Genomic DNA, 19,254 nt, shown 5'->3' on the forward strand with positions numbered 1-19,254 from the left:
AGGCGGAGGAGGGACGCAGCCGGCCGACGGCCGCTTACGAATGCAGCCTGCGCTTTTGCCCCGGCGCAGGCTGCGGCGCCGCGTGGGTCTCCGTGAACAATTCGGCGAGCTTCTCGGTGATGGCGCCACCGAGCTCCTCGGCGTCGACGATGGTCACCGCGCGACGGTAGTAGCGCGTGACGTCGTGGCCGATGCCGATCGCGATCAGCTCGACCGGCGAGCGAGTCTCGATCTCCTCGATGATGTGGCGCAGATGCCGCTCCAGATAGTTGCCCGGATTGACCGACAGCGTGGAGTCATCGACCGGCGCACCGTCCGAGATCATCATCAAGATCTTGCGCTGCTCGGTACGCCCGAGCAGGCGCTTGTGCGCCCAGTCGAGCGCCTCGCCGTCGATGTTCTCCTTCAGCAGCCCCTCGCGCATCATCAGGCCGAGATTCTTGCGCGCCCGCCGCCACGGCGCATCGGCCGACTTGTAGATGATGTGGCGGAGATCGTTGAGGCGGCCGGGATTGGCCGGCTTGCCGGCGGCGAGCCACGCCTCGCGCGACTGCCCGCCCTTCCAGGCCCGCGTCGTGAAGCCGAGGATCTCGACCTTGACGCCGCAGCGCTCGAGCGTGCGGGCGAGAATGTCGGCGCAGGTCGCGGCCACCGTGATCGGGCGTCCGCGCATCGAGCCGGAATTGTCGAGCAGCAGCGTGACGACCGTATCGCGGAAGGTCGCCTCCTTCTCGCGCATGAACGACAGCGGCTGATAGGGATCGATGACCACGCGCGACAGCCGCGCCGGATCGAGGACGCCTTCCTCGAGATCGAACTCCCAGGCGCGGTTCTGCTGCGCCATCAGCCGGCGCTGCAGCCGGTTGGCGAGCCGCGCCACGATGCCTTGCAGGTGCGCAAGCTGCTTGTCGAGATAGGAGCGCAGGCGCTCCAGCTCGTCGTGGTCGCACAGGTCCTCCGCCGCGATGATCTCGTCGAACTTCGGCGCGAAGGCGTGATATTCGGGGCCGCGCGGCTCGTTCGCACCGCCGCGGTTCGGACGCGTCGCCTCACCCGGCGTCTCGTCGTCGCCGAGTTCGCCGTCATCGAGCGTGTCGGACGCCGAGGCCTGTGCCGCCTCCATGGCGCTCTCCGACATCTCGTCCGACGTCGTCTGCGCCTGGTCTGCGCTCATCTCCTGCGCAGCGTCGGATTCGGGCGAGCCCTCGGCGCCGGACTGCTCATTGTCGCCGTCGCGGTTGTCGTCGTTGTCCTCGTCCTCTTCCGAATCGGCGTTGCGTTCATCGCCGAGATCGAGCGCCGACAAGAGATCGTGGACGAGGTCGCCGAACTTGGCCTGGTCCTCGGTGAAGCGGCCGAGCTCATCAAGACGCTGGCCGATCCTGTCCTCCAGGAACGGACGCCAGAGATCGACCACCTTACGCGCCGCATTCGGCGGCGCCATGCCGGTGAGGCGCTCGCGCACCATCATGGCCAGCGCATCCGACAGCGGCGCGTCGGCACGGTCGGTGATCTCGTCATATTTGCCGCGATGGAAGTGATCATCGAGCATCGCCGTGAGATTCCTGGCGACGCCGGCCATGCGTTTTGCACCGATCGCCTCGACGCGGGCCTGCTCGACCGCCTCGAACACGCCACGCGCCTGCGGATTGCCCGGGATCAGCTTGCGATGGATTTTCGGATCATGACAGGCGAGCTTCAGCGCGATCGAGTCGGCATGGCCGCGCACCACGGCGGCGTCGCGCTTGGTCATCTTGCGCGCCGGCTCCGGCAGCCGGGCCTTGCCCGGCGCAAGGCCGGGACGCTCGGCCGCGAAGGAGACTTCGAGCTCGGACGCCCTGGCGATCGCGCGCAGGCACCCCGTGACCGACCTCTTGAAAGGTTCGGTTGGTGCTTCCTTGACGCCAGGACGGGGCTTGTTGCTCGGTGTGGTCATCTGATTCCTGCGGCTATCGTCCCGGCGAACGCCAGGCCCGATAACCACCGGCGTTCGTTTGTTCGCACTCGCTCTCCCGCATCACCCGACGAGAGAGGCCGCGGCGTATGGGTCCCGGCCCGAGGCCAGGACGACGCCGGTGTGTCAGCTCAGCGCCACGTTGATGGAGGATTCCGGCAGCTCCGCATTGAAGCAGCGCTGATAGAATTCCGCGACCAGCGGACGCTCGAGCTCGTCGCACTTGTTGAGGAACGTCACACGGAAGGCGAAGCCGATGTCGCCGAAGATCTCGGAGTTCTCGGCCCAGGTGATCACCGTGCGCGGGCTCATCACCGTCGACAGATCGCCATTGGCGAAGGCGTTGCGCGTGAGGTCGGCGAGCCGCACCATCTTGTTGACGGTGTCGCGGCCCTGTGCGTTCTGATAGTGCTTGGCCTTGGCCAGCACGATCTCGACCTCCTCGTCATGGGCGAGGTAGTTGAGCGTGGTGACGATCGACCAGCGGTCCATCTGGCCCTGGTTGATCTGCTGGGTGCCGTGATAGAGGCCCGAAGTGTCGCCGAGCCCGATGGTGTTGGCGGTCGCGAACAGACGGAACGCCGGGTGCGGCTTGATCACCTTGTTCTGGTCGAGCAGGGTCAGCCGGCCCGACACTTCAAGCACGCGCTGGATCACGAACATCACGTCCGGACGGCCGGCATCATATTCGTCGAACACCAGCGCGACGTTGTGCTGCAGCGCCCAGGGCAGGATACCATCCCGAAACTCGGTGACCTGCTTGCCGTCTCTGACCACGATCGCGTCCTTGCCGACGAGGTCGATACGGCTGATGTGGCTGTCGAGGTTGACGCGCACGCAGGGCCAGTTGAGTCGCGCCGCGACCTGTTCGATATGGGTCGACTTGCCGGTGCCGTGGTATCCGGTCACCATCACACGGCGATTCTTGGCGAAGCCGGCCAGGATCGCAAGCGTCGTGGCGCGGTCGAAGCGGTAGTCGGCGTCGACCTCGGGGACATGCGGGTCGCTTGCGGAAAAAGCCGGCACCTCAAGGTCGCTGTCGATCCCGAACACCTGCCGCACCGACACCTTCATGTCGGGCACACCGGTCATCTCCTGCGCATTGGTCGTAGCGGCGGTCGTCATTCATCCTCCGGGGTCCCGGGCATTCCCGAAACCAGATTTCATGTTTGGCTGCGGTTGAAGGGCTTCGACGCCAGCCTAGCAGAGAGCACGCGCGGGCAGAAGCCTAAGCCTTGATCAAAGTTCCGTCGTTATATCATCGAGATAGGCATGAGTGGCCGTTTTCGAAAGGCTGCCCTGCGAATCGTGCCACCTTTTCGCCCACCGGCTCTTCCCAGGATCTCGACGTGGCACCCGGAGCCGGGGTTCCTACTTATCGAGGAGCTCCCGCCCACCCTCTCCACCAACAGGAACCGCGTGGCCCATCTGTTCGATCCCCTCATTGCCTTCGTCTCAGCGCATGCGGGACTGGCCTATCTCACCCTGTTTCTGGCCGCCCTGCTGGAGGCGATCCCGATCATGGGCTCGGTGGTTCCAGGCACGACCATCATCCTGGCGCTGAGCGCGTTGATTCCGGGCGGCGAGCTGACCCTGCAATGGGTGCTGGCGGCGGCCATCCTGGGCGCGGTGCTGGGGGACGGCGGGGCGTTCTGGGTCGGCCATCGCAGGCAGCGCGAGATCCTGACGAGTTGGCCGTTCTCGAACTATCCGCGCCTGGTGGCGCAGAGCGAGGCCTTCTTCCACCGTTTCGGCACCCTGGCGATCTTCTTCGCCCGCTTTGTCGCGCCGATCCGCGCCGTCGTGCCGATCACGGCCGGCGCGCTCGACATCCCTCCGCCGCGCTTCTACGCCGTGAACATCCCTGCCATCGTGCTGTGGGCCTGCGCCCATGTCCTGCCCGGAGTATTCGCCGTGCAGCTGTTGCACCGCTATGGCGGCATTCCGCATCATAGCCATATCGCCAAATCCACCTGGATCATCGCGGCGATCGCCGGAACGATCGTGGTCTGGCTGGTCCTCAGATTGATGCGGAAGCGGCGCGAGACGCAGCTGGCGGCCGGCGCCGCGGATTAGAACGGCTACAGCGAATCCAACATGGCGCCGCGGCCGGGTGCGGGTCCGATATAGCGGGCGCGCGGGCGGATCAGGCGGCCATGCTGCAGCTGCTCGCAGGCGTGGGCGATCCAGCCGACGCAGCGGGCCATCGCGAACAGCGCCAGCTCGCTGCCGGCGGGCAGACGCAGACTATGCACCAGCACCGCAAGCGCGTAGTCGATGTTAACGAACTCGCCGGTCGCCTCTGCGATCCGCTCCGGCACCTCGCGGGTGAATTTGCGCGGCGCGCCGGCCCGCGTCAGCGCCTCCAGCAGCGAGATCGCGCGCGGATCACCGCGCTTGTAGACGCCATGCCCGAACCCGGCGAAGCGCTCGCCCAGCGCCACCCGCTCGCGGATCAGCGGCGCGACATCGCGATCGATGAGTGCCTTCACCAGTTGCGACGCCAGCACGCCGGCACCGCCGTGCTGCGGCCCTTTGAGCGCCGCAAGACCCGCGATGACGGCATCGTAGAGGCTGAGGCCCGTCGACGCCGCACAGCGGACGGTGAAGGTCGACGCGTTCAGCTCATGATCGGCAAGCAGCACCAAGGTGCGGCGGATCAGGTCCGGCGCATGTTCGTGTCCGGGCGCCCAGCTCCGCGCTACCTGAACATGGAGCGGATCGGCTGACGCGGGCTGGTTCAGCATGGTTGCGACCACAAGCCGAACGATGCGGGCGCCGACCAGCGCCCGACCGTCGGGTGCGCGGTTGAAGGCCGCGGGATCAGCATGTGTCGCCAGCGCCAGCACCGCGATGGCGCGGTCGATCGGCGCCGCGCGCCGCGCGGCATCGGCGATGAGACTCATCTCCTCCGACACGGCCGGAAGGTTGTCTGGCGCAAACGGATCGAGCGCGGTCACGTCCCACAACAGTGTCGCGGCATGCTCCAGCGTGTCGCGCGCGGCCAGGTCGACGCAATTGACGCCGCGATAGATCGGACCGGCTTCGGTGATCGTCGACACGGCGGAATCGAACACGGGGAGATCCGCATCGAAGCTGCGGAAAGCGCGCGGCTCGGGGGCCGGCGCACGACGCTCCTTCAGGGCGCGGATGTCCTCGGCGCGATAGCGGCTGCTGCGCGAGTTCGGCGACGGCTCGGAGCGGACCAGGCCGCGGCTGACATAGGCGTAGAGGGTGGCCGGCGAGATCGCGAGCTCGGCCGAAGCTTCACGGGCAGATAGGTAAAGTCCGCTGTCTTTTTTCATATTGATCAGCTTAATCAAGATTGATCAAGTTGTCGACTGGGCGGATCTTGCCGGCGTGACCACTCGTGAAGGAGACCCGCCATGACCATCCACCTCGGCAAGACCCCGATCGGCCTCGACGGCATCGCCGCCGCCGAGACCGTGCTCAGCCACGTCGACGGCCAGCAGGGAGAGCTCATCATCGCCGGCGCCCGTGTGGCCGATCTCGCCGCCGCCAACGGCTTCGAGGGCGTGACCGCCCGGCTATGGAGCGCGGCCACGAAGCGCACCGTCGGCGAGGCCGAGGTCCGCGCCAGCCTTGGTCGTGCCCGCGAGCGTGCCTTTGCCCGGCTGCCCGAGCTGCTCGCCGCGACCTCCGGCCTGTCGATCATCGACGGCTTCCGCGCCGCGGTCGCGGCGCTGCGCCACGAACCCGGGCTCGACGACGAAGCCACGATCGTCGGCGCCTGCCCGGTGATCGCCGGCGCCTTGGTCCAGCGCGCACAGGAAGCGCAGCCGATTGCCCCCGACCCTGATGCCAGCCACGCCGCCGATACGTTGCGGATGGTGCGTGGCGATAGGCCCGAGAGCGGGGAGGTGGCGGCCTTGGACACCTATCTCGTCACCGTCTGCGATCACGGCATGAACGCCTCGACCTTCGCCGCGCGGGTCGTGGCCTCGACCCAGGCCGACCTGTTCGCGTCGGTGACCGCCGGCTATTGCGCGCTCACCGGCCCGCTGCATGGCGGGGCGCCGGAGCCGGTGCTGGAGATGCTGGACGCGATCGGGACGCGCGACCACATCAAGCCGTGGGTCGACGCGGCGCTCGGCCGCGGCGAGCGGCTGATGGGGTTCGGGCATCGGATCTATCGCGTGCGCGATCCGCGCGCCGACGTGCTCAAGGGCGCGATCGAGCGGCTGGCGGGCAGCGGGGCTGATCTGCCGTTTGCGAGCGAGGTGGAGGCTTACATCCGCCAAGCGCTGCGGCAGAAGAATCCGGAGCGGGTGCTCGACACCAATGTGGAGTTCTTCACCGCCATCCTGCTCGATGCACTGAAGATTCCGCGGCAGGCGTTCACGCCGATCTTCGCGGTGGCGCGTGCGGCAGGCTGGACGGCGCATGCCCGCGAGCAGCAGCGGACGGGGCGGCTGATCCGGCCCAGCTCGGCCTATATCGGGCCGAAGCCCTGAACCGTCGAGCGCGACGCGCGGCAGCCTCGCGCGCTGCCGCGCGTCAGCCCTTCACCACCGTCTTCAGATAGTTGTAGGCCTTGATGATCTCGATCAGGCGATCCTCGGTGGAGCGGTCGCCGCCATTGGCGTCGGGATGGTGCTGCTTCACCAGCGCCTTGTACTTGACCTTGACGTCTTCGAGCGTCGCATCGGGACCAAGGCCCATCACCTGCAGCGCCTTGCGCTCGGCGTTGAAGACCTTGCGCGTCTCGGCCTTGGGGGCCGACTGGGGATCCGGACGCCAGCTGCCGCGGCCGTTGATCTCGGCGAAGACGCTGAACGGATCGGCGGCATCGCCGAGATCGCCCTCGGCGCTGCCGGTGCCGCGCTTGGCCGACGTGTTGGCACCCATCTTCCAGGTCGGGCGATGTCCGGTCAGCGCATCCTTCTGATAGCGCGCGACCGCCTCGGCGTTCATCCCCGAGAAGAAATTATAGGACTGGTTGTACTCGCGCACGTGGTCGAGGCAGAAGTGCCAATACTCGCGCACGTTCTCGCGTCCCTTGGGCGCGCGGTGCGAGCCCTTGTTCTTGCAGTCCGGCCACTGACAGGGCTGGGCCTCCTCGCGCACCACCGGCTGCCGCGCAGCCTGCTTCTTGGGCTTGATGCGGATGGAGTCGAAGAATTTGTTTGAATCGATCGCCATGGCGGACTTTGACTACGCAACGCGAAAAGCTTCAAGTCTTGACATTGCGAATACCTCTGGCGGGGACCGCCGATTGACGAAAAATAATTTGATGCGTATTTCCAGAGACCATGCGGACCCGAGATGCTATCATCAAAAAGTTGCGCGAAGCTTTCTCGCCGGAAAGCCTCGATGTTCAGGACGAATCACATCTGCACGAAGGCCATATGGGCCATCAGCCGAGCGGTGAGACCCATTTCCGCGTGTATATTGTGTCGCAGGCCTTCGCCGGCAAGAGCCGTGTCGATCGCCACCGCCTGATCAACGCCGCATTGGCAGCGGAACTTGCCGGCTCGGTGCACGCGCTCGCGCTGCATGCGAAGGCGCCGGGCGAGGCTTGATCCCCAATTAGAACGCCGTGCCTGCACGGCGCGGCCGCGTCTCCTCGGTTTCGCCGCGGGGCACCGGTACGATGCGCAGCGCGGTGATGCGATTGCGCTCCCGGCGCAGCACGCGAAAGCGGAAGCCGTAGAACGTGAAGCTCTGGCCGCGCTCGGGGATCGAGCGCGCCTCGTGAATCACGAGACCTGCGACAGTGGTCGCCTCCTCGTCCGGCAGCGTCCAGTCCATCGCGCGATTGAGATCACGGATCGGCACCGATCCATCGACGACGACGGATCCGTCCGGCTGCACGCGCACGCCGGCGACCTGCACGTCCTGCTCGTCGGAGATGTCGCCGACGATTTCTTCCAGGATGTCCTCGAGCGTGACGATGCCTTCGACCTCGCCATACTCGTCGACCACGAGCGCGAAATGCGTCTTGCGGCGGCGGAACGCTTTCAGCTGTTCCGACACCGAACGCATCTCCGGCACGAACCAAGGCGGCAGCGCCAGCGAGGCGACGTCGATGTGCGACACGTCGCCCTCGGCGGCGCGGATCGCACGCAGCAGGTCCTTCGCATGCAGCACGCCGATGATGTTCTCCGGCGTCCCGCGCCATAGCGGGATGCGGGTATACTCGGTGGCGAGCACCTCACGCACCAGTTCCTCCTGCGGCAGGTCCGCATTCACCATCACCATCTCGGTGCGGTGGACCATCACGTCGGACACCTGCAATTCGCGCAGATCGAGCAGGCCGCCGAGCATGTCGCGGTCCTGCTTCTCGACCTTGCCTTCATGATGCAGGAGATCGACTGCGCCGCGCAGGCGTTCGGTCGGCGACAGGATCGGCTGATTGGCCCCGACCTTGAAGCCGATCAGCCGCATCAGCCCACGCACGATCGCCTCGATCACGGCGAGCACCGGACCAAGCACGATCACGGCGGCCCGCATTGGTCTGGCAACCGTGAGCGAGACGCGATCGGGCGCATTGATCGCGATCGTCTTCGGCAGCACCTCGGCGAAGATCACCACCAGCGCGGTCATCACGCCGGTCGCATAGAGCACGCCGACCTCGCCGAACCAGGCGGTGAAGATGCCGGTCGCCAATGCGGAAGCGCCGATATTGGCGATGTTGTTGCCGAGCAGCAGCGCGCCGATCAACCGCTCGCGCATGTCGAACAGGCTCGACACCACGTCGGCGTCGCGATTGCCCTGCTTCGACAGCCGCAGCATCGAGGCGCGGGAGGCACCGGTCAGCGCGGTCTCGCTCAGCGCAAAGAAGGCGGAGGCGGCGAGGAGGATGATGACGACGGAGAGTGTGATCCAGTCCATGACGCCGATGTCGCTCTGTAGGGAGGCCGCCGATGATCCGCTGGCACTGCTCAACACGGCGTAAAGTCCGGGATCAGCTTCTGCTGCGCAATTTGGCCTGCAGGAAGTCGCGAACGCGCGCCGGATCGACGTCCTTCGCGATGACGGCGCGGCCGATGGCTTCCATCAGGATGAAGGTGAGCTTGCCCCGCTTGACCTTCTTGTCCTGCGCCATCAAGGCCAAAAGCCGGTCGGCGTCGCCGATCCCCTCCTGGGCGAAGCCGGCGATATCCTGCAGATGGGTCGGCAGACCGACCGCGGCAAGGTGACGCTCGATGCGTGTGACGTCGTCGGGCGGCAGCATGCCGAGCTCGGCCGAGAACTGCGCCGCCAGCACCATGCCGACCGCGACGCCCTCGCCGTGGAACAGCCGGTCGGAGAAGCCGGTCACGGCCTCCAGCGCATGGCCGAACGTGTGGCCGAGATTGAGCAGCGCCCGATCACCGGTCTCGCGCTCGTCGCGGGCGACGATCGCCGCCTTGGCGCGGCAGGAGGTCGCGACCGCGTGCTCGCGCGCCGCACCGCCCTTGACGATGTCGGCGTGGTTGGCTTCCAGCCAGGCGAAGAAGCTGGCATCGCCGAGCAGGCCGTATTTGGCGACCTCGGCATAGCCGGCGCGGAACTGGCGCGGCGACAACGTGTCGAGCACCGCGGTGTCGGCGATCACCAGCACCGGCTGGTGGAAGGCGCCGAGCAGGTTCTTGCCCTGCGGCGAGTTGATGCCGGTCTTGCCGCCGACGGAGGAATCGACCTGCGCCAGCAGCGAGGTCGGAACCTGCACGAAGTCGACGCCGCGACGCAGGATGGCGGCCGCGAAGCCGGCGAGATCGCCGACCACGCCGCCGCCGAGCGCGACGACGAGGTCGTTGCGCTCGATCCTGGCGGCGATCAGTGCCTCGCTGACCTTCTCGAGGCCGGCATAGGTCTTGGAGCCCTCGCCCTCCTCGACCACGATCGTGGACGACGGGATTCCCGCCTCCGCCAGGATCGCCTCGGTCGGCTTCAGCCAGTGCGCGGCCACGGTGCGGTCGGTGACGATGGCCGTCCGGACACCCGGCCGCAGCGCCGAGATGCGCTGGCCAAGCGAGGCGAGCACGCCACGGCCGATGACGATGTCATAGGCGCGCTCGCCGAGCGCGACGTCGACGATCATCGGATCGGAATGCTTCAGTGGTGCCGTCATCGGAGCGCGCCCATCGCCTGCGGAGGATCGGATTGAACTGGATCGGGTTGTGGTCCGGTGGGCCTCGCCGCGGTCTCCGGTGGAGAGAAGAACGCCTGCAGCGCCTCCAGGCAGTCCTCGACGACCCGGTCGTGCGGCACGTCGCGCGAGAAGATCGTGAGGTCGGCGAGCTGGTAGACCGGCTCGCGCTCGGTCAGGAGCCGCGCGACCGTGCCTTCGGGATCAGCCGTCTGCAGCAGCGGGCGGTCGGCCCGCCGCCGGACGCGGCGCATGATCACGTCGGCATCGGCCTTCAGCCACACCGAGACCGCCTTCTCCTGGATGCGCCGCCGTGTATCCTCGCGCATGAAGGCGCCGCCACCGGTTGCCAGCACCGCCGGACCATTTTCGAGCAGGCGGGCGATCACCCGCGCCTCGCCATTGCGGAAATAGTCCTCGCCGCGCGATTCGAAGATTTCCGGTATGGTCATGCCGGCTGCGGTCTCGATCTCGGTATCCGCATCGACGAACGGCAGCCGGAGCCGCGCCGCGAGCCGCCGGCCCACGGTCGATTTGCCGACCCCCATCATGCCGACCAGCACGATCAGCCGCTTGCCGAGGCCTGCGAGAATCGCGGCCTCCTGGGCGACAGGTCCAGATGCTGGTTGCGTCGGTTCGGTCATTTCTCCGCTTCTAACCCAGGCCCTGCTGCTTTCAAAGGCATCCTGTTCCGCTCCCCGAGCCAAGGCGAGCTGCCCGGTCTGCCCGACGGGCTTGCAAGGCCGATGCGAACATGTTGGATGAAACCATTCCCTTTCTGGTGGCCTGCGCGACCGACATGCCCAGCCTGTTCCGCTTCCTGACCGTCATCGCCATCATCGTCGGCGTGGTCTATGGCGCGATCTACGCGCTGGCGAATTTCGTCAACCCGAAGCCGCGCGAGATGACGGTGACGATCCCGCCGGACAGGTTCCAGAAGAGATGATCGGCACCGCTGCGGCGAACCGAAAAGCCACAGGGCATTGATTAAGAATTTTACGATTGTCTGAGGCGGCCGGGCGCCGCGATATCGGCCAGATTTGCAGTCACCGCTCGACGTGCCGGCACGAATACCTCGTAGTGATTCGATCGCCTCGGACGCAGCGGATTTCACGACATGAAGGTCAAGGCCTCCGACGCCAGGCTGATGAGCCTGTTCCTCGACATGATGGCCGCCGAGCAGGGCGCCGGTCAGAACACGCTGGACGCCTATCGCCGCGACCTCACCGATCTCTCCGACTTTCTCGGCGGCAAGGCCAACGGCTTCGCCACGGCCGACACCCAGGCATTGCGCGACTATCTCGCCGATCTCGACACCAGGGGCTTCAAGTCCTCCAGCGTGGCGCGGCGGCTGTCGGCGATGCGACACCTGTTTCGCTTCCTGCTGAGCGAGCGCATCCGCAGCGACGATCCCGCCGCGATCCTGTCCGGCCCGAAACGCGGCCGGCCGCTGCCCAAGGTGCTGTCGATCGGCGATGTCGACCGGATGCTGACCCGCGCGAAGGAGCTGAGCGAGGGCACGGACGCCTCGCCGGCGCAGCGGCTGCGCGCGCTGCGGCTGTATTGCCTGCTCGAGGTGCTCTACGCGACCGGCTTGCGCGTCTCCGAGCTGGTGGCGCTGCCGCGGACGGCCGCCCGCAACGATGCCCGCATGATCGTGGTGCGCGGCAAGGGCAACAAGGAGCGGCTGGTGCCGCTGAACCAGGCCTCGCGCCAGGCGATGGCCGACTATCTCGCCGCCCTGGATGCGCTGAAGCCCGAGAAGAAGGCCAGCGCGACGTTCGGCAAATGGCTGTTTCCCTCGTTCGGCGAGAGCGGCCACCTCACCCGCCAGCACTTCGCCCGCGACCTCAAGGAGCTCGCGGTGGCGAGCGGCCTGCCAGCCCGGCTGGTGTCGCCGCACGTGCTGCGCCATGCCTTCGCCAGCCATCTGCTGCACAACGGCGCCGACCTGCGCATCGTCCAGACCCTGCTCGGCCACACCGACATCTCGACCACCCAGATCTACACCCATGTGGTCGAGGAACGGCTCAAGAGCCTGGTGCGCGACCTGCACCCGCTGGCCGAGACCTGACCTCGCTTCACACCTTCCCGAAACCAAATCCGCCGGCGTGACGCCCGGCCGGCTTGACTTCGCGCCCGTCTGCCCTGAAAGAGCGCCATCCTGCCCGCGATCCCGGCGCGATGCCGGGAGGCTGGGCACCGATCGTACCCTAAGCTCCTGAAGTCCTTCGGCTTCAGGTCCGAAGGCCGAACCGATTTCGTCTCCCAGCGCTCTTCCTTCAGCTCTTCCATGCCGGATCCCATGCGCAGCTACCTCGATTTCGAAAAGCCTGTTGCCGAGCTCGATTCCAAGGTCGACGAACTCCGGGCGATGGCCGCCTCCGGCACCGATATCGGCGAGGAGGTCAGCCGGATCGAGGAGAAGGCCGGCCAGGCGCTGGCCGAGCTCTACGCCACGCTCACGCCGTGGCAGAAGACCATGGTGGCCCGCCATCCGCAGCGGCCGCACTTCACGGACTTCGTGGGCGGGCTGATCACCGAGTTCACCCCGCTCGCCGGCGACCGCAAGTTCGGCGAAGACGCCGCTTTGCTCGGCGGCTTCGGCCGCTTCCGCGGCGAGCCGATCTGCGTCATGGGCCAGGAAAAGGGCGCCACCACCGAATCCCGCCTCAAGCACAATTTCGGCATGGCCCGTCCGGAAGGCTACCGCAAGGCGGTCCGCCTGATGGAGATGGCCGAGCGGTTCGGCATCCCGGTGCTGTCGCTGGTCGATTCCGCCGGCGCCTATCCCGGCATCGGCGCCGAGGAGCGCGGCCAGGCCGAGGCCATCGCGCGCTCGACCGATGCCTGCCTGGCACTCGGCGTGCCCAACGTCGCGATCATCACCGGCGAGGGCATGTCGGGCGGCGCCATCGCGCTGACCACCGCCAATCGCGTGCTGATGCTGGAGCATGCGATCTACAGCGTGATCTCGCCGGAAGCCGCCTCCTCGATCCTCTGGCGCGACGGCACCAAGGCGCAGGAAGCCGCCAACAGCATGAAGATCACCGCCCAGGACATGCTGCGCTTCGGCGTGGTCGACACCATCCTGAAGGAGCCGGTCGGCGGCGCCCACCGCGATCCCGCGGCGATGATCGCGGCCACCGGCGAGGCGATCGCCCAGGCGCTTGACGAGCTGAAGGGCCTCGACGCCGACGCCATCCGCAAGCAGCGCCGGCAGAAGTTCATCGAGATCGGCCGCAAGCTCGGCTGAGCGGGCGGGAGCCGAGCCCTCGGCGCTCGCGGTTTTGTGAGTCTTTCCAGCCGTTTGGCCGCATTTCGGCCCCGCCGGCGGGCTCTGCTGTTTAGAAGTTGTTGACCAAAGCGGCCAGGGCCTCGCGGCTCCACCGGAGCGCGGGTTGCGGGTCGTGGGGTCAAAGGCTACAATTTTAATCAATGGTTTGACGGCATGACGCAGGGTCGACCCGTGATTTATCCAGCTTTCGGGCCGATCGGGTGAGATGAGACTGGGGTGTTGCGGCATGCCGGGTTTGCGGGGAGCATTGTCTTGATCAACCGCGCTTTCGTCCGGGTTCTGATGACCTCGGCGGTGTTGGCCGCCGGTGCGCTGCTGACGGGTTGCAACAGCGATCAGGTCGCGCTCGCCACCAACGCCAAGGCCAACCAGCCGGTGTCGCCGAAGCTCGTCGCGACGATGGGCGAGAAGGACATGGATCTGCAGTCGCCGATCCTGGTCCGCGTGTTCAAGCAGGAGGCCGAGCTCGAGGTCTGGAAGCAGGACCGCTCCGGCAAGTTCGCGCTGCTCAAGACCTATCCGATCTGCCGCTGGTCCGGCGACCTCGGACCCAAGGTGCGCGAGGGCGACCGCCAGGCGCCGGAGGGCTTCTACTCGATCAATCCGAGCCAGATGAATCCGCAGTCGGCCTACTACCTGTCCTTCAACACCGGCTATCCGAACGCCTTCGACAAGGCGCTGGGCCGCAGCGGCTCGCAGCTGATGGTGCATGGCGACTGCTCCTCGCGCGGCTGCTTCGCCATGACCGACGAGCAGATCGCCGAGATCTATGCGCTTGGGCGCGAGTCGTTCTTCGGCGGCCAGCGGGCCTTCCAGTTCCAGGCCTATCCGTTCCGGATGACGCCGGTGAACATGGCCAGGCACCGCAACAATCCGAACATGCCGTTCTGGCGCATGATCAAGGAAGGCTACGACCATTTCGAAGTCACCCGGCAGGAGCCGAAGGTCGACTTCTGCGAGAAGAAGTACGTCTTCGACGCCCAGAAGCCGCCGGGCGCGACGCATGATCCGGTGTTCGACGCCGCCGCCAAGTGCCCGGCCTATGTCGTTCCCGACGAGATCACCGCCGCCGTGCGCGACAAGCAGCAGGCGGACGAGGTGGAATACGCCAAGCTCGTCGCCAAGGGCACGCCGGTCGCCAAGCTCAACACCGGTATCGATGGCGGCATGAATCCGATCTTCGCCAGCCGCGTGCCGGGCGCCTCCACCGGCCTGTCCGATGCCGGCGAAGCGCCGGGACTGTCGCTCGCCAACTTCTCGCCGGCGCCAGGCACGATCCCCGGTCATGTCAACCCGCCGCGCGCGCCCGGCGCCGACGAGGTCGCCGCGATGCCGGCCAGTCCGGCTCCGGCTCCCGCAGCGGCGCCCTCCACTCGCGTGGCAGCCGTCAGTGCGCCGGAGAAGCCGAGCTTCATGTCGAGCCTCGCCCGCAAGGTTGGGATTGGCGGCAATGCGGCGGCCGACACCAAGGCTGCGACGGCGAAGCCCGAGACCAGGACCGCGGAGGCCAGGCCCTCGGAGATCAAGCCCGCCGAGATCAAACCTGCGCCCAAGCCGATCGCGGCCAAGCCGGCCGAGACCAGGCAGGCTGCCGCGCGGCCGCCGTTCAAGCCCGCCGCCGGCGACGCGCCCGCCACCACGGCCTCGGCCCCCGCCCAGACCCAGACCGCGCTGGTCTCCGGCGCCGTCCCGGTGCTGCAGTCGAACTCGTTCGACAGCCGGTTCGCAGGATTCAAATAGTAAGCCGTCCATCGAGCGCCGCTTTTTTGCGAGACACCGAGGGCCGCCGGACACGCGCAAGCTAGCCGCGCGCTCGGTGCCACCCTCCCCTGGAGGGGGAGGGTCGATCGCACGCGAAGCGGGCGAGCGGGGTGGGGTGATCTCTCCACGCATGCTTTTGCGCGCGGAGACATCACCCCACCCCGCCTCACGTTTCGCTTCGCTCCTCGTGAGGCGACCCTCCCCCTCCAGGGGAGGGTGAGCACCGCGTTTGTGGTGTCGTCGTGGTCAGCAATCTCAAACTGCATTTGGGGATGCGCGTCATTGTCCTCGCGGCGCCCTTGGCGTCCGAGTGATGCATCGATCTCACCCTCCTCCGAAGCGAGGGTGCAGGGAAGGCCGGACCTCGACTGAGGCCCGTGGCCCGCCTGCGAAAAAAATGCAGGCGGCAGGTACCACAGGTCCAGCCGGACGACCCGGCCCTCCCTGCGCGATAGTCTTAACGGCTGCTTCGCGATCTCCCTGGGGACCGGGCTGTCTTGCCCCCATCACCGGCGAGATGCGCGGGGCATCATCAGCCGACTTGACCTCAGCATCGGGAGGCCAGGAGTAGAGTCGAGGAAGAGCGCGGTGGCTTGAGCGTTTGCAACTGCCCCGTTTCTCTTCCCCGCTCATCAAACCGGACGTGCGGTTCTCCCGCATCCGGCTTTCCGACCGGCTTCACCGTAAGGCCCGCGGCGGCGACCGTCGGTGCCCGCTTCGAAGACGGTGCACGGCCAGTTCTCCGTAGATGTAGTCTCGTGAGAACCATACCAAGCCACGTCCTTGCACCTTGTGCCGTCTGCGGAGGAAGTTTCTCACGCGGTCTTGGACATGCTGATCGACAGCCCCATAGGCCGAGCTCAGAGAGCCATGGCAGAAGTACGCGCTCCAGCCGCCCAACAGGCGGTTCAAGCGCTGTCTTACCTCGGGCCAAGCGCCTTTGTTGCGCGGCCTCAGAAGCTCTCCGATCTTCGTCTTGATCCGCTGAACGCTCTTCTTGGATGGGCTTGCGCCCAGGTACCAGTCACCACCCTTGGGATGGTGTCGTGGTCCCAGCGTATAGCCAAGGAAGTCGAAGCTCTCGCGCCGGGCATCCTTCAGCGAGGTCTTCGCCTCGTTGAGAGTGAGCCCAAGTTTCGTCATCACCATCCGTGTCCACGTCAGGGCCTCCTCCGCGTGGCCGCGGCTGAGGATCACGAAGTCGTCGGCATAGCTGATGACGTGCGCTCGGAACGCCTCGCCACGTCCGGTCAGACGCCAATGCTTCAGGAAGCGATTCATGTAGATGACGGCCAGCAACGGACTTGCGACGCCGCCCTGCGGCGTGCCTCGCTTGGTGCCCTTGCCGCCGCTCATGCGCCGCTTGCCATCAGCACCCCGCTCCTCGACCGGAGCCTGCAGCCATAGCTTGATCAGCCATAGGACATGCCGGTCGACGACACGACGGGCCACCGATTTAAGGAGGTCCGCGTGCGGGATCGTGTCGAAGTATTTCGACAGATCGGCATCTATCACGTCGGTATAGCCCCGGCAGATCAGCCGGTGCGTTTCCTTGACTGCATCGATCGCACTGCGGCGCGGTCGATAGCCGTAGGCGCTGTCCTCGAAGTCCGCTTCGAAGATCGGCTCCAGCACAATCTTGGCCGCGGTCTGCACCACCCGGTCCCGAACCGTCGGGATGCCGAGCGGACGTTCTCCGCCCCCCGGCTTCGGGATCAGCACCCGCCGCACCGGATCGGGCCGGTACCTCTTCGAGACGAGATCCTCTCGCAAGCCCACCAACCAGCCTTCCAGGCCCAACGCTTCAATCTGGTCGAAGCTCACCCCGTCGACCCCCGGCGCACCCGCATTGGCGCGGGCCTGCGCATAAGCGTGACCAAGAATGTCTTCGCGACAGATCTTGTCGTAGAGCAGGTAGAAGCGGAAGGCGGGCTCTGCCTTCGCCTTGCAATACAGCTTCCTCTGAAGGCTTCTGATCTTATCGGGCGTTTCGAGGCTCATCGCCAATCCCCCTGATCCTCACCGTCTTCGAAAGCACGCCAGAAGTCAGGGTCCTTTCCTCCGCCGGCATTACCCGACATCGCAGGTCGTACGACCCTGTCCGACTCCCGTCCGGCCCATCGCCTGACCGCGATGTTGAAGTTGCGAACTCCGGCCGAACGGGTCTCCCCCGATTACCCGCCTTACCCTTCCAGCGTGCCGTGCCCATTACCCCGGCGAACCGAACAGGGGCACGCGTCGATTGCTTGCCTGTTCGTACAGCCTTCCCCTCGTGTGGGGAGGGTCGGCGTTCGCATTGGTCCTTTCGAGGCCTGCTCAGGCTTCACTCGCATTACGGCCCACGGGATCGCTCAGCCGCCATATCGCGGCCTTCGTCACGAGGCTCCGATCCACCAGTCGCCCGGTTGAACCGCTCGTCAGCTAACGGACCAATCGACAATTGTCCGTGTGGAACCTGCCTCCACTGATAAGACGCGCCTTCGGGGCGCACCCACGCGACTTGACCGTGCGAGCCGATGTTGTTCGTCCGCGCGAATGATCACGCTGCAAACCGGCCCGCCCATCGCATCCCGCACTCCACGCTTCGTGACGACCGCGCAGCGCCCCTCGTCGATGAGGCGGGACGAACGGAATAAATCACGAAATTCCGAAAACGAGAAGCGGCATATTTTTGCTAACGGGACTGGACAGCCCAAATCAGCTTGAACGCGCAGGAAAATTCAGTTTTTACGCGCAGCGCGTTTCTCATCGCTGCGAGGCATGGACCCGCCCGCCGCACGCGGGACGCAGGACCGAATCGCCCGACGGGCAGAGGCGCTAGCGTCGTCGCCCAAGCCTTCATGGCCAAGCCGGCCGGTTGACGGCTGGAATATCATGTCATATTAAAAGTTACATGAGATCCAACAGCCAGCTGTCCGGCATCCTGCACGTCCTGCTCCACATGGCGGAGCACGACGGTCCGGTCACGTCCGAGGCCCTCGCATCGATGATGCAGACCAATCCGGTCGTGATCCGCAGAATCATGGCGGGCCTCCGGGACAGCGGCTATGTGCGCTCCGAGAAAGGCCATGGCGGCGGCTGGACGCTCGCCTGCGATCTGGCGACCGTCACCCTGCGCGACGTCTATGATTCACTCGGGCGTCCATCGCTGTTCGCCATCGGCCATCGGAGCGAGACTCCCGACTGCCTCGTCGAGCAGGCGGTCAATGCGGCGCTCGACACCTCCATCCGGGCCGCCGAGACCTTGCTGCTGTCCCGTCTCGGCGCCATCACGCTGGCGGCGCTGAGCGCTGATTTCCACGACCGCCTCGAACGACGCAAGCGACCCCGCAAAGGAGACATTTGTCATGCCGGCTGACATCGCCGACGGCGCCCAGCAGTTCATCCGCGCGTTTTCCGATCCCGAATTCGTCGCGCGCTACACGGATGGTCCGCGGCGCTTCGTGCCCGGTCTCGACGGGCTGCACCGCATGACGGCGGTCCTGCTGGCCGAGCGTGCGCCCGAACATGCGAGGGTGCTCGTGCTGGGCGCGGGCGGCGGGCTCGAGCTCAACGCGTTGGCGGAAGCGCAACCATCGTGGACCTTCGTCGGCGTCGATCCGGCGCCGCAGATGCTGCGACTCGCCGAACGCACGCTCGGCACGCGGACGAGCCGGGTCGAACTGATCGAGGGCACCATCGACGACGCGCCGGCCGGCCCGTTTGACGCGGCGACATGCCTGCTGACGCTGCATTTTCTGGCAGCATCGGAACGTTTGCGGACAGTCCGCGCCGTGCACGACCGGCTCCGCCCTGGAGCGCCTTTCGTGGTGGCCCATAGCTGCCTGCCCAACGAGCCGGTCGAGAGGTCGCTGTGGCTGGATCGGTACGCGGCCTATGCCGTTGCGTCCGGCACAGACCCCGAGCAGGCCAGGACGATGCGCGCGACCGTCGATGCCAGCGTCAACATGCTGAGCCCAGGGGAGGATGAAGCCATCCTGCGTGACGGCGGCTTTCGCGATGCTCGTCCATTCTTCACAGCGCTGACCTGGCATGGCTGGATCGGCCACGCCTGAACCGCCGCTGAGCATCACACTGATGCCCCCTGAACGATCGCGATCAGGGCCTGCTAATTAGTTGCCCGGCCTGCGCCGGCATCCACGCATG

17 protein-coding genes are annotated in these 19,254 nt (G+C 66.5%); 9 read left to right on the forward strand and 8 right to left on the reverse strand.

Features of this window, described 5'->3' with window-relative positions:
- Positions 1–34: 34 nt before the first annotated feature.
- Together cobT and cobS are read right to left on the reverse strand one after the other, a co-directional pair.
- Entirely contained in the window at positions 35–1,936 is a 1,902-nt protein-coding gene (cobT, locus tag QX132_RS11170; protein ID WP_316161165.1) for a cobaltochelatase subunit CobT, read from the reverse strand.
- Positions 1,937–2,080: 144 nt separating this feature from the next.
- Positions 2,081–3,079 carry a cobaltochelatase subunit CobS gene (cobS, locus tag QX132_RS11175; RefSeq protein WP_315735178.1) on the reverse strand — a complete coding sequence of 333 codons (999 nt, stop codon included), beginning with the start codon at positions 3,077–3,079 and terminating at the stop codon, positions 2,081–2,083.
- A gap of 294 nt (positions 3,080–3,373) precedes the next feature.
- Here cobS and QX132_RS11180 point away from each other — a divergent pair, with 294 nt between their 5' ends.
- Entirely contained in the window at positions 3,374–4,030 is a 657-nt protein-coding gene (locus QX132_RS11180) for a DedA family protein (RefSeq protein ID WP_316161166.1), read from the forward strand.
- 5 nt (positions 4,031–4,035) lie between these two features.
- Here QX132_RS11180 and QX132_RS11185 read toward each other — a convergent pair whose 3' ends face one another.
- Positions 4,036–5,259 (reverse strand): citrate synthase family protein, encoded by a 1,224-nt coding sequence (locus tag QX132_RS11185; protein ID WP_315775684.1) that lies wholly within the window; start codon positions 5,257–5,259, stop codon positions 4,036–4,038.
- 81 nt (positions 5,260–5,340) lie between these two features.
- On the opposite strand from QX132_RS11185, the gene QX132_RS11190 reads away from it, so the two are divergent.
- Positions 5,341–6,429, forward strand: coding sequence for a citrate synthase/methylcitrate synthase (locus QX132_RS11190; RefSeq protein WP_316161168.1), 1,089 nt, complete (start codon positions 5,341–5,343; stop codon positions 6,427–6,429).
- A 43-nt stretch (positions 6,430–6,472) separates the two neighbouring features.
- Here the strand turns inward: QX132_RS11190 and QX132_RS11195 are convergent, their stop codons facing one another.
- Positions 6,473–7,117, reverse strand: coding sequence for a J domain-containing protein (locus QX132_RS11195; RefSeq protein ID WP_315756912.1), 645 nt, complete (start codon positions 7,115–7,117; stop codon positions 6,473–6,475).
- Positions 7,118–7,227: 110 nt separating this feature from the next.
- Here QX132_RS11195 and QX132_RS11200 point away from each other — a divergent pair, with 110 nt between their 5' ends.
- The gene (locus QX132_RS11200; RefSeq protein ID WP_315752308.1) at positions 7,228–7,497 is read left to right on the forward strand and encodes a BolA family protein; all 270 of its coding nucleotides are present in this window, start codon (positions 7,228–7,230) and stop codon (positions 7,495–7,497) included.
- 7 nt (positions 7,498–7,504) lie between these two features.
- Here the strand turns inward: QX132_RS11200 and QX132_RS11205 are convergent, their stop codons facing one another.
- The 3 genes from QX132_RS11205 to QX132_RS11215 all read right to left on the reverse strand — a co-directional run bounded on the left by QX132_RS11205 (position 7,505) and on the right by QX132_RS11215 (position 10,693).
- Positions 7,505–8,809, reverse strand: a complete 1,305-nt coding sequence (locus tag QX132_RS11205) for an HlyC/CorC family transporter (RefSeq protein WP_316161354.1) — start codon at positions 8,807–8,809, stop codon at positions 7,505–7,507.
- Positions 8,810–8,882: 73 nt separating this feature from the next.
- Complete coding sequence (aroB, locus tag QX132_RS11210; protein WP_316161170.1) at positions 8,883–10,031, reverse strand: 3-dehydroquinate synthase; 1,149 nt, start codon at positions 10,029–10,031, stop codon at positions 8,883–8,885.
- Complete coding sequence (locus QX132_RS11215; protein ID WP_315735194.1) at positions 10,028–10,693, reverse strand: shikimate kinase; 666 nt, start codon at positions 10,691–10,693, stop codon at positions 10,028–10,030. The genes aroB and QX132_RS11215 overlap by 4 nt, the downstream gene beginning before the upstream one ends.
- A gap of 155 nt (positions 10,694–10,848) precedes the next feature.
- Here QX132_RS11215 and QX132_RS11220 point away from each other — a divergent pair, with 155 nt between their 5' ends.
- The 4 genes from QX132_RS11220 to QX132_RS11235 all read left to right on the forward strand — a co-directional run bounded on the left by QX132_RS11220 (position 10,849) and on the right by QX132_RS11235 (position 15,087).
- Positions 10,849–10,995, forward strand: coding sequence for a histidine kinase (locus tag QX132_RS11220; protein WP_315735738.1), 147 nt, complete (start codon positions 10,849–10,851; stop codon positions 10,993–10,995).
- 171 nt (positions 10,996–11,166) lie between these two features.
- Entirely contained in the window at positions 11,167–12,123 is a 957-nt protein-coding gene (gene xerD / locus QX132_RS11225) for a site-specific tyrosine recombinase XerD (RefSeq protein ID WP_315735196.1), read from the forward strand.
- A 219-nt stretch (positions 12,124–12,342) separates the two neighbouring features.
- Positions 12,343–13,305 (forward strand): acetyl-CoA carboxylase carboxyltransferase subunit alpha, encoded by a 963-nt coding sequence (locus tag QX132_RS11230; protein WP_315756907.1) that lies wholly within the window; start codon positions 12,343–12,345, stop codon positions 13,303–13,305.
- Positions 13,306–13,599: 294 nt separating this feature from the next.
- Entirely contained in the window at positions 13,600–15,087 is a 1,488-nt protein-coding gene (locus QX132_RS11235) for a L,D-transpeptidase family protein (protein WP_316161172.1), read from the forward strand.
- Positions 15,088–15,786: 699 nt separating this feature from the next.
- Here QX132_RS11235 and ltrA read toward each other — a convergent pair.
- Complete coding sequence (ltrA, locus tag QX132_RS11240; protein ID WP_316161173.1) at positions 15,787–17,109, reverse strand: group II intron reverse transcriptase/maturase; 1,323 nt, start codon at positions 17,107–17,109, stop codon at positions 15,787–15,789.
- A gap of 892 nt (positions 17,110–18,001) precedes the next feature.
- Between ltrA and QX132_RS11245 the strand changes: the two genes are divergently transcribed.
- Complete coding sequence (locus QX132_RS11245) at positions 18,002–18,466, forward strand: Rrf2 family transcriptional regulator (protein ID WP_315783315.1); 465 nt, start codon at positions 18,002–18,004, stop codon at positions 18,464–18,466.
- The gene (locus QX132_RS11250) at positions 18,456–19,163 is read left to right on the forward strand and encodes a class I SAM-dependent methyltransferase (protein WP_315783317.1); all 708 of its coding nucleotides are present in this window, start codon (positions 18,456–18,458) and stop codon (positions 19,161–19,163) included. The genes QX132_RS11245 and QX132_RS11250 overlap by 11 nt, the downstream gene beginning before the upstream one ends.
- Positions 19,164–19,254 lie beyond the last annotated feature (91 nt).

The sequence above is a fragment of the Bradyrhizobium sp. SZCCHNRI20481 genome, assembly GCF_032485055.1.
In the GTDB taxonomy this organism is placed as follows: domain Bacteria; phylum Pseudomonadota; class Alphaproteobacteria; order Rhizobiales; family Xanthobacteraceae; genus Bradyrhizobium.

What these genes read in the sequence shown, in the direction of transcription:
- aroB (WP_316161170.1), bottom strand. Translation starts at nt 10,031, where the DNA reads ATGACGGCACCACTGAAGCATTCCGATCCGATGATCGTCGACGTCGCG.
- QX132_RS11230 (WP_315756907.1), top strand. Translation starts at nt 12,343, where the DNA reads ATGCCGGATCCCATGCGCAGCTACCTCGATTTCGAAAAGCCTGTTGCC.
- QX132_RS11220 (WP_315735738.1), top strand. Translation starts at nt 10,849, where the DNA reads ATGCCCAGCCTGTTCCGCTTCCTGACCGTCATCGCCATCATCGTCGGC.
- xerD (WP_315735196.1), top strand. Translation starts at nt 11,167, where the DNA reads ATGAAGGTCAAGGCCTCCGACGCCAGGCTGATGAGCCTGTTCCTCGAC.
- ltrA (WP_316161173.1), bottom strand. Translation starts at nt 17,109, where the DNA reads ATGAGCCTCGAAACGCCCGATAAGATCAGAAGCCTTCAGAGGAAGCTG.
- QX132_RS11250 (WP_315783317.1), top strand. Translation starts at nt 18,456, where the DNA reads ATGCCGGCTGACATCGCCGACGGCGCCCAGCAGTTCATCCGCGCGTTT.
- QX132_RS11215 (WP_315735194.1), bottom strand. Translation starts at nt 10,693, where the DNA reads ATGACCGAACCGACGCAACCAGCATCTGGACCTGTCGCCCAGGAGGCC.
- QX132_RS11185 (WP_315775684.1), bottom strand. Translation starts at nt 5,259, where the DNA reads ATGAAAAAAGACAGCGGACTTTACCTATCTGCCCGTGAAGCTTCGGCC.
- cobT (WP_316161165.1), bottom strand. Translation starts at nt 1,936, where the DNA reads ATGACCACACCGAGCAACAAGCCCCGTCCTGGCGTCAAGGAAGCACCA.
- cobS (WP_315735178.1), bottom strand. Translation starts at nt 3,079, where the DNA reads ATGACGACCGCCGCTACGACCAATGCGCAGGAGATGACCGGTGTGCCC.
- QX132_RS11200 (WP_315752308.1), top strand. Translation starts at nt 7,228, where the DNA reads ATGCGGACCCGAGATGCTATCATCAAAAAGTTGCGCGAAGCTTTCTCG.
- QX132_RS11245 (WP_315783315.1), top strand. Translation starts at nt 18,002, where the DNA reads ATGAGATCCAACAGCCAGCTGTCCGGCATCCTGCACGTCCTGCTCCAC.
- QX132_RS11205 (WP_316161354.1), bottom strand. Translation starts at nt 8,809, where the DNA reads ATGGACTGGATCACACTCTCCGTCGTCATCATCCTCCTCGCCGCCTCC.
- QX132_RS11195 (WP_315756912.1), bottom strand. Translation starts at nt 7,117, where the DNA reads ATGGCGATCGATTCAAACAAATTCTTCGACTCCATCCGCATCAAGCCC.
- QX132_RS11190 (WP_316161168.1), top strand. Translation starts at nt 5,341, where the DNA reads ATGACCATCCACCTCGGCAAGACCCCGATCGGCCTCGACGGCATCGCC.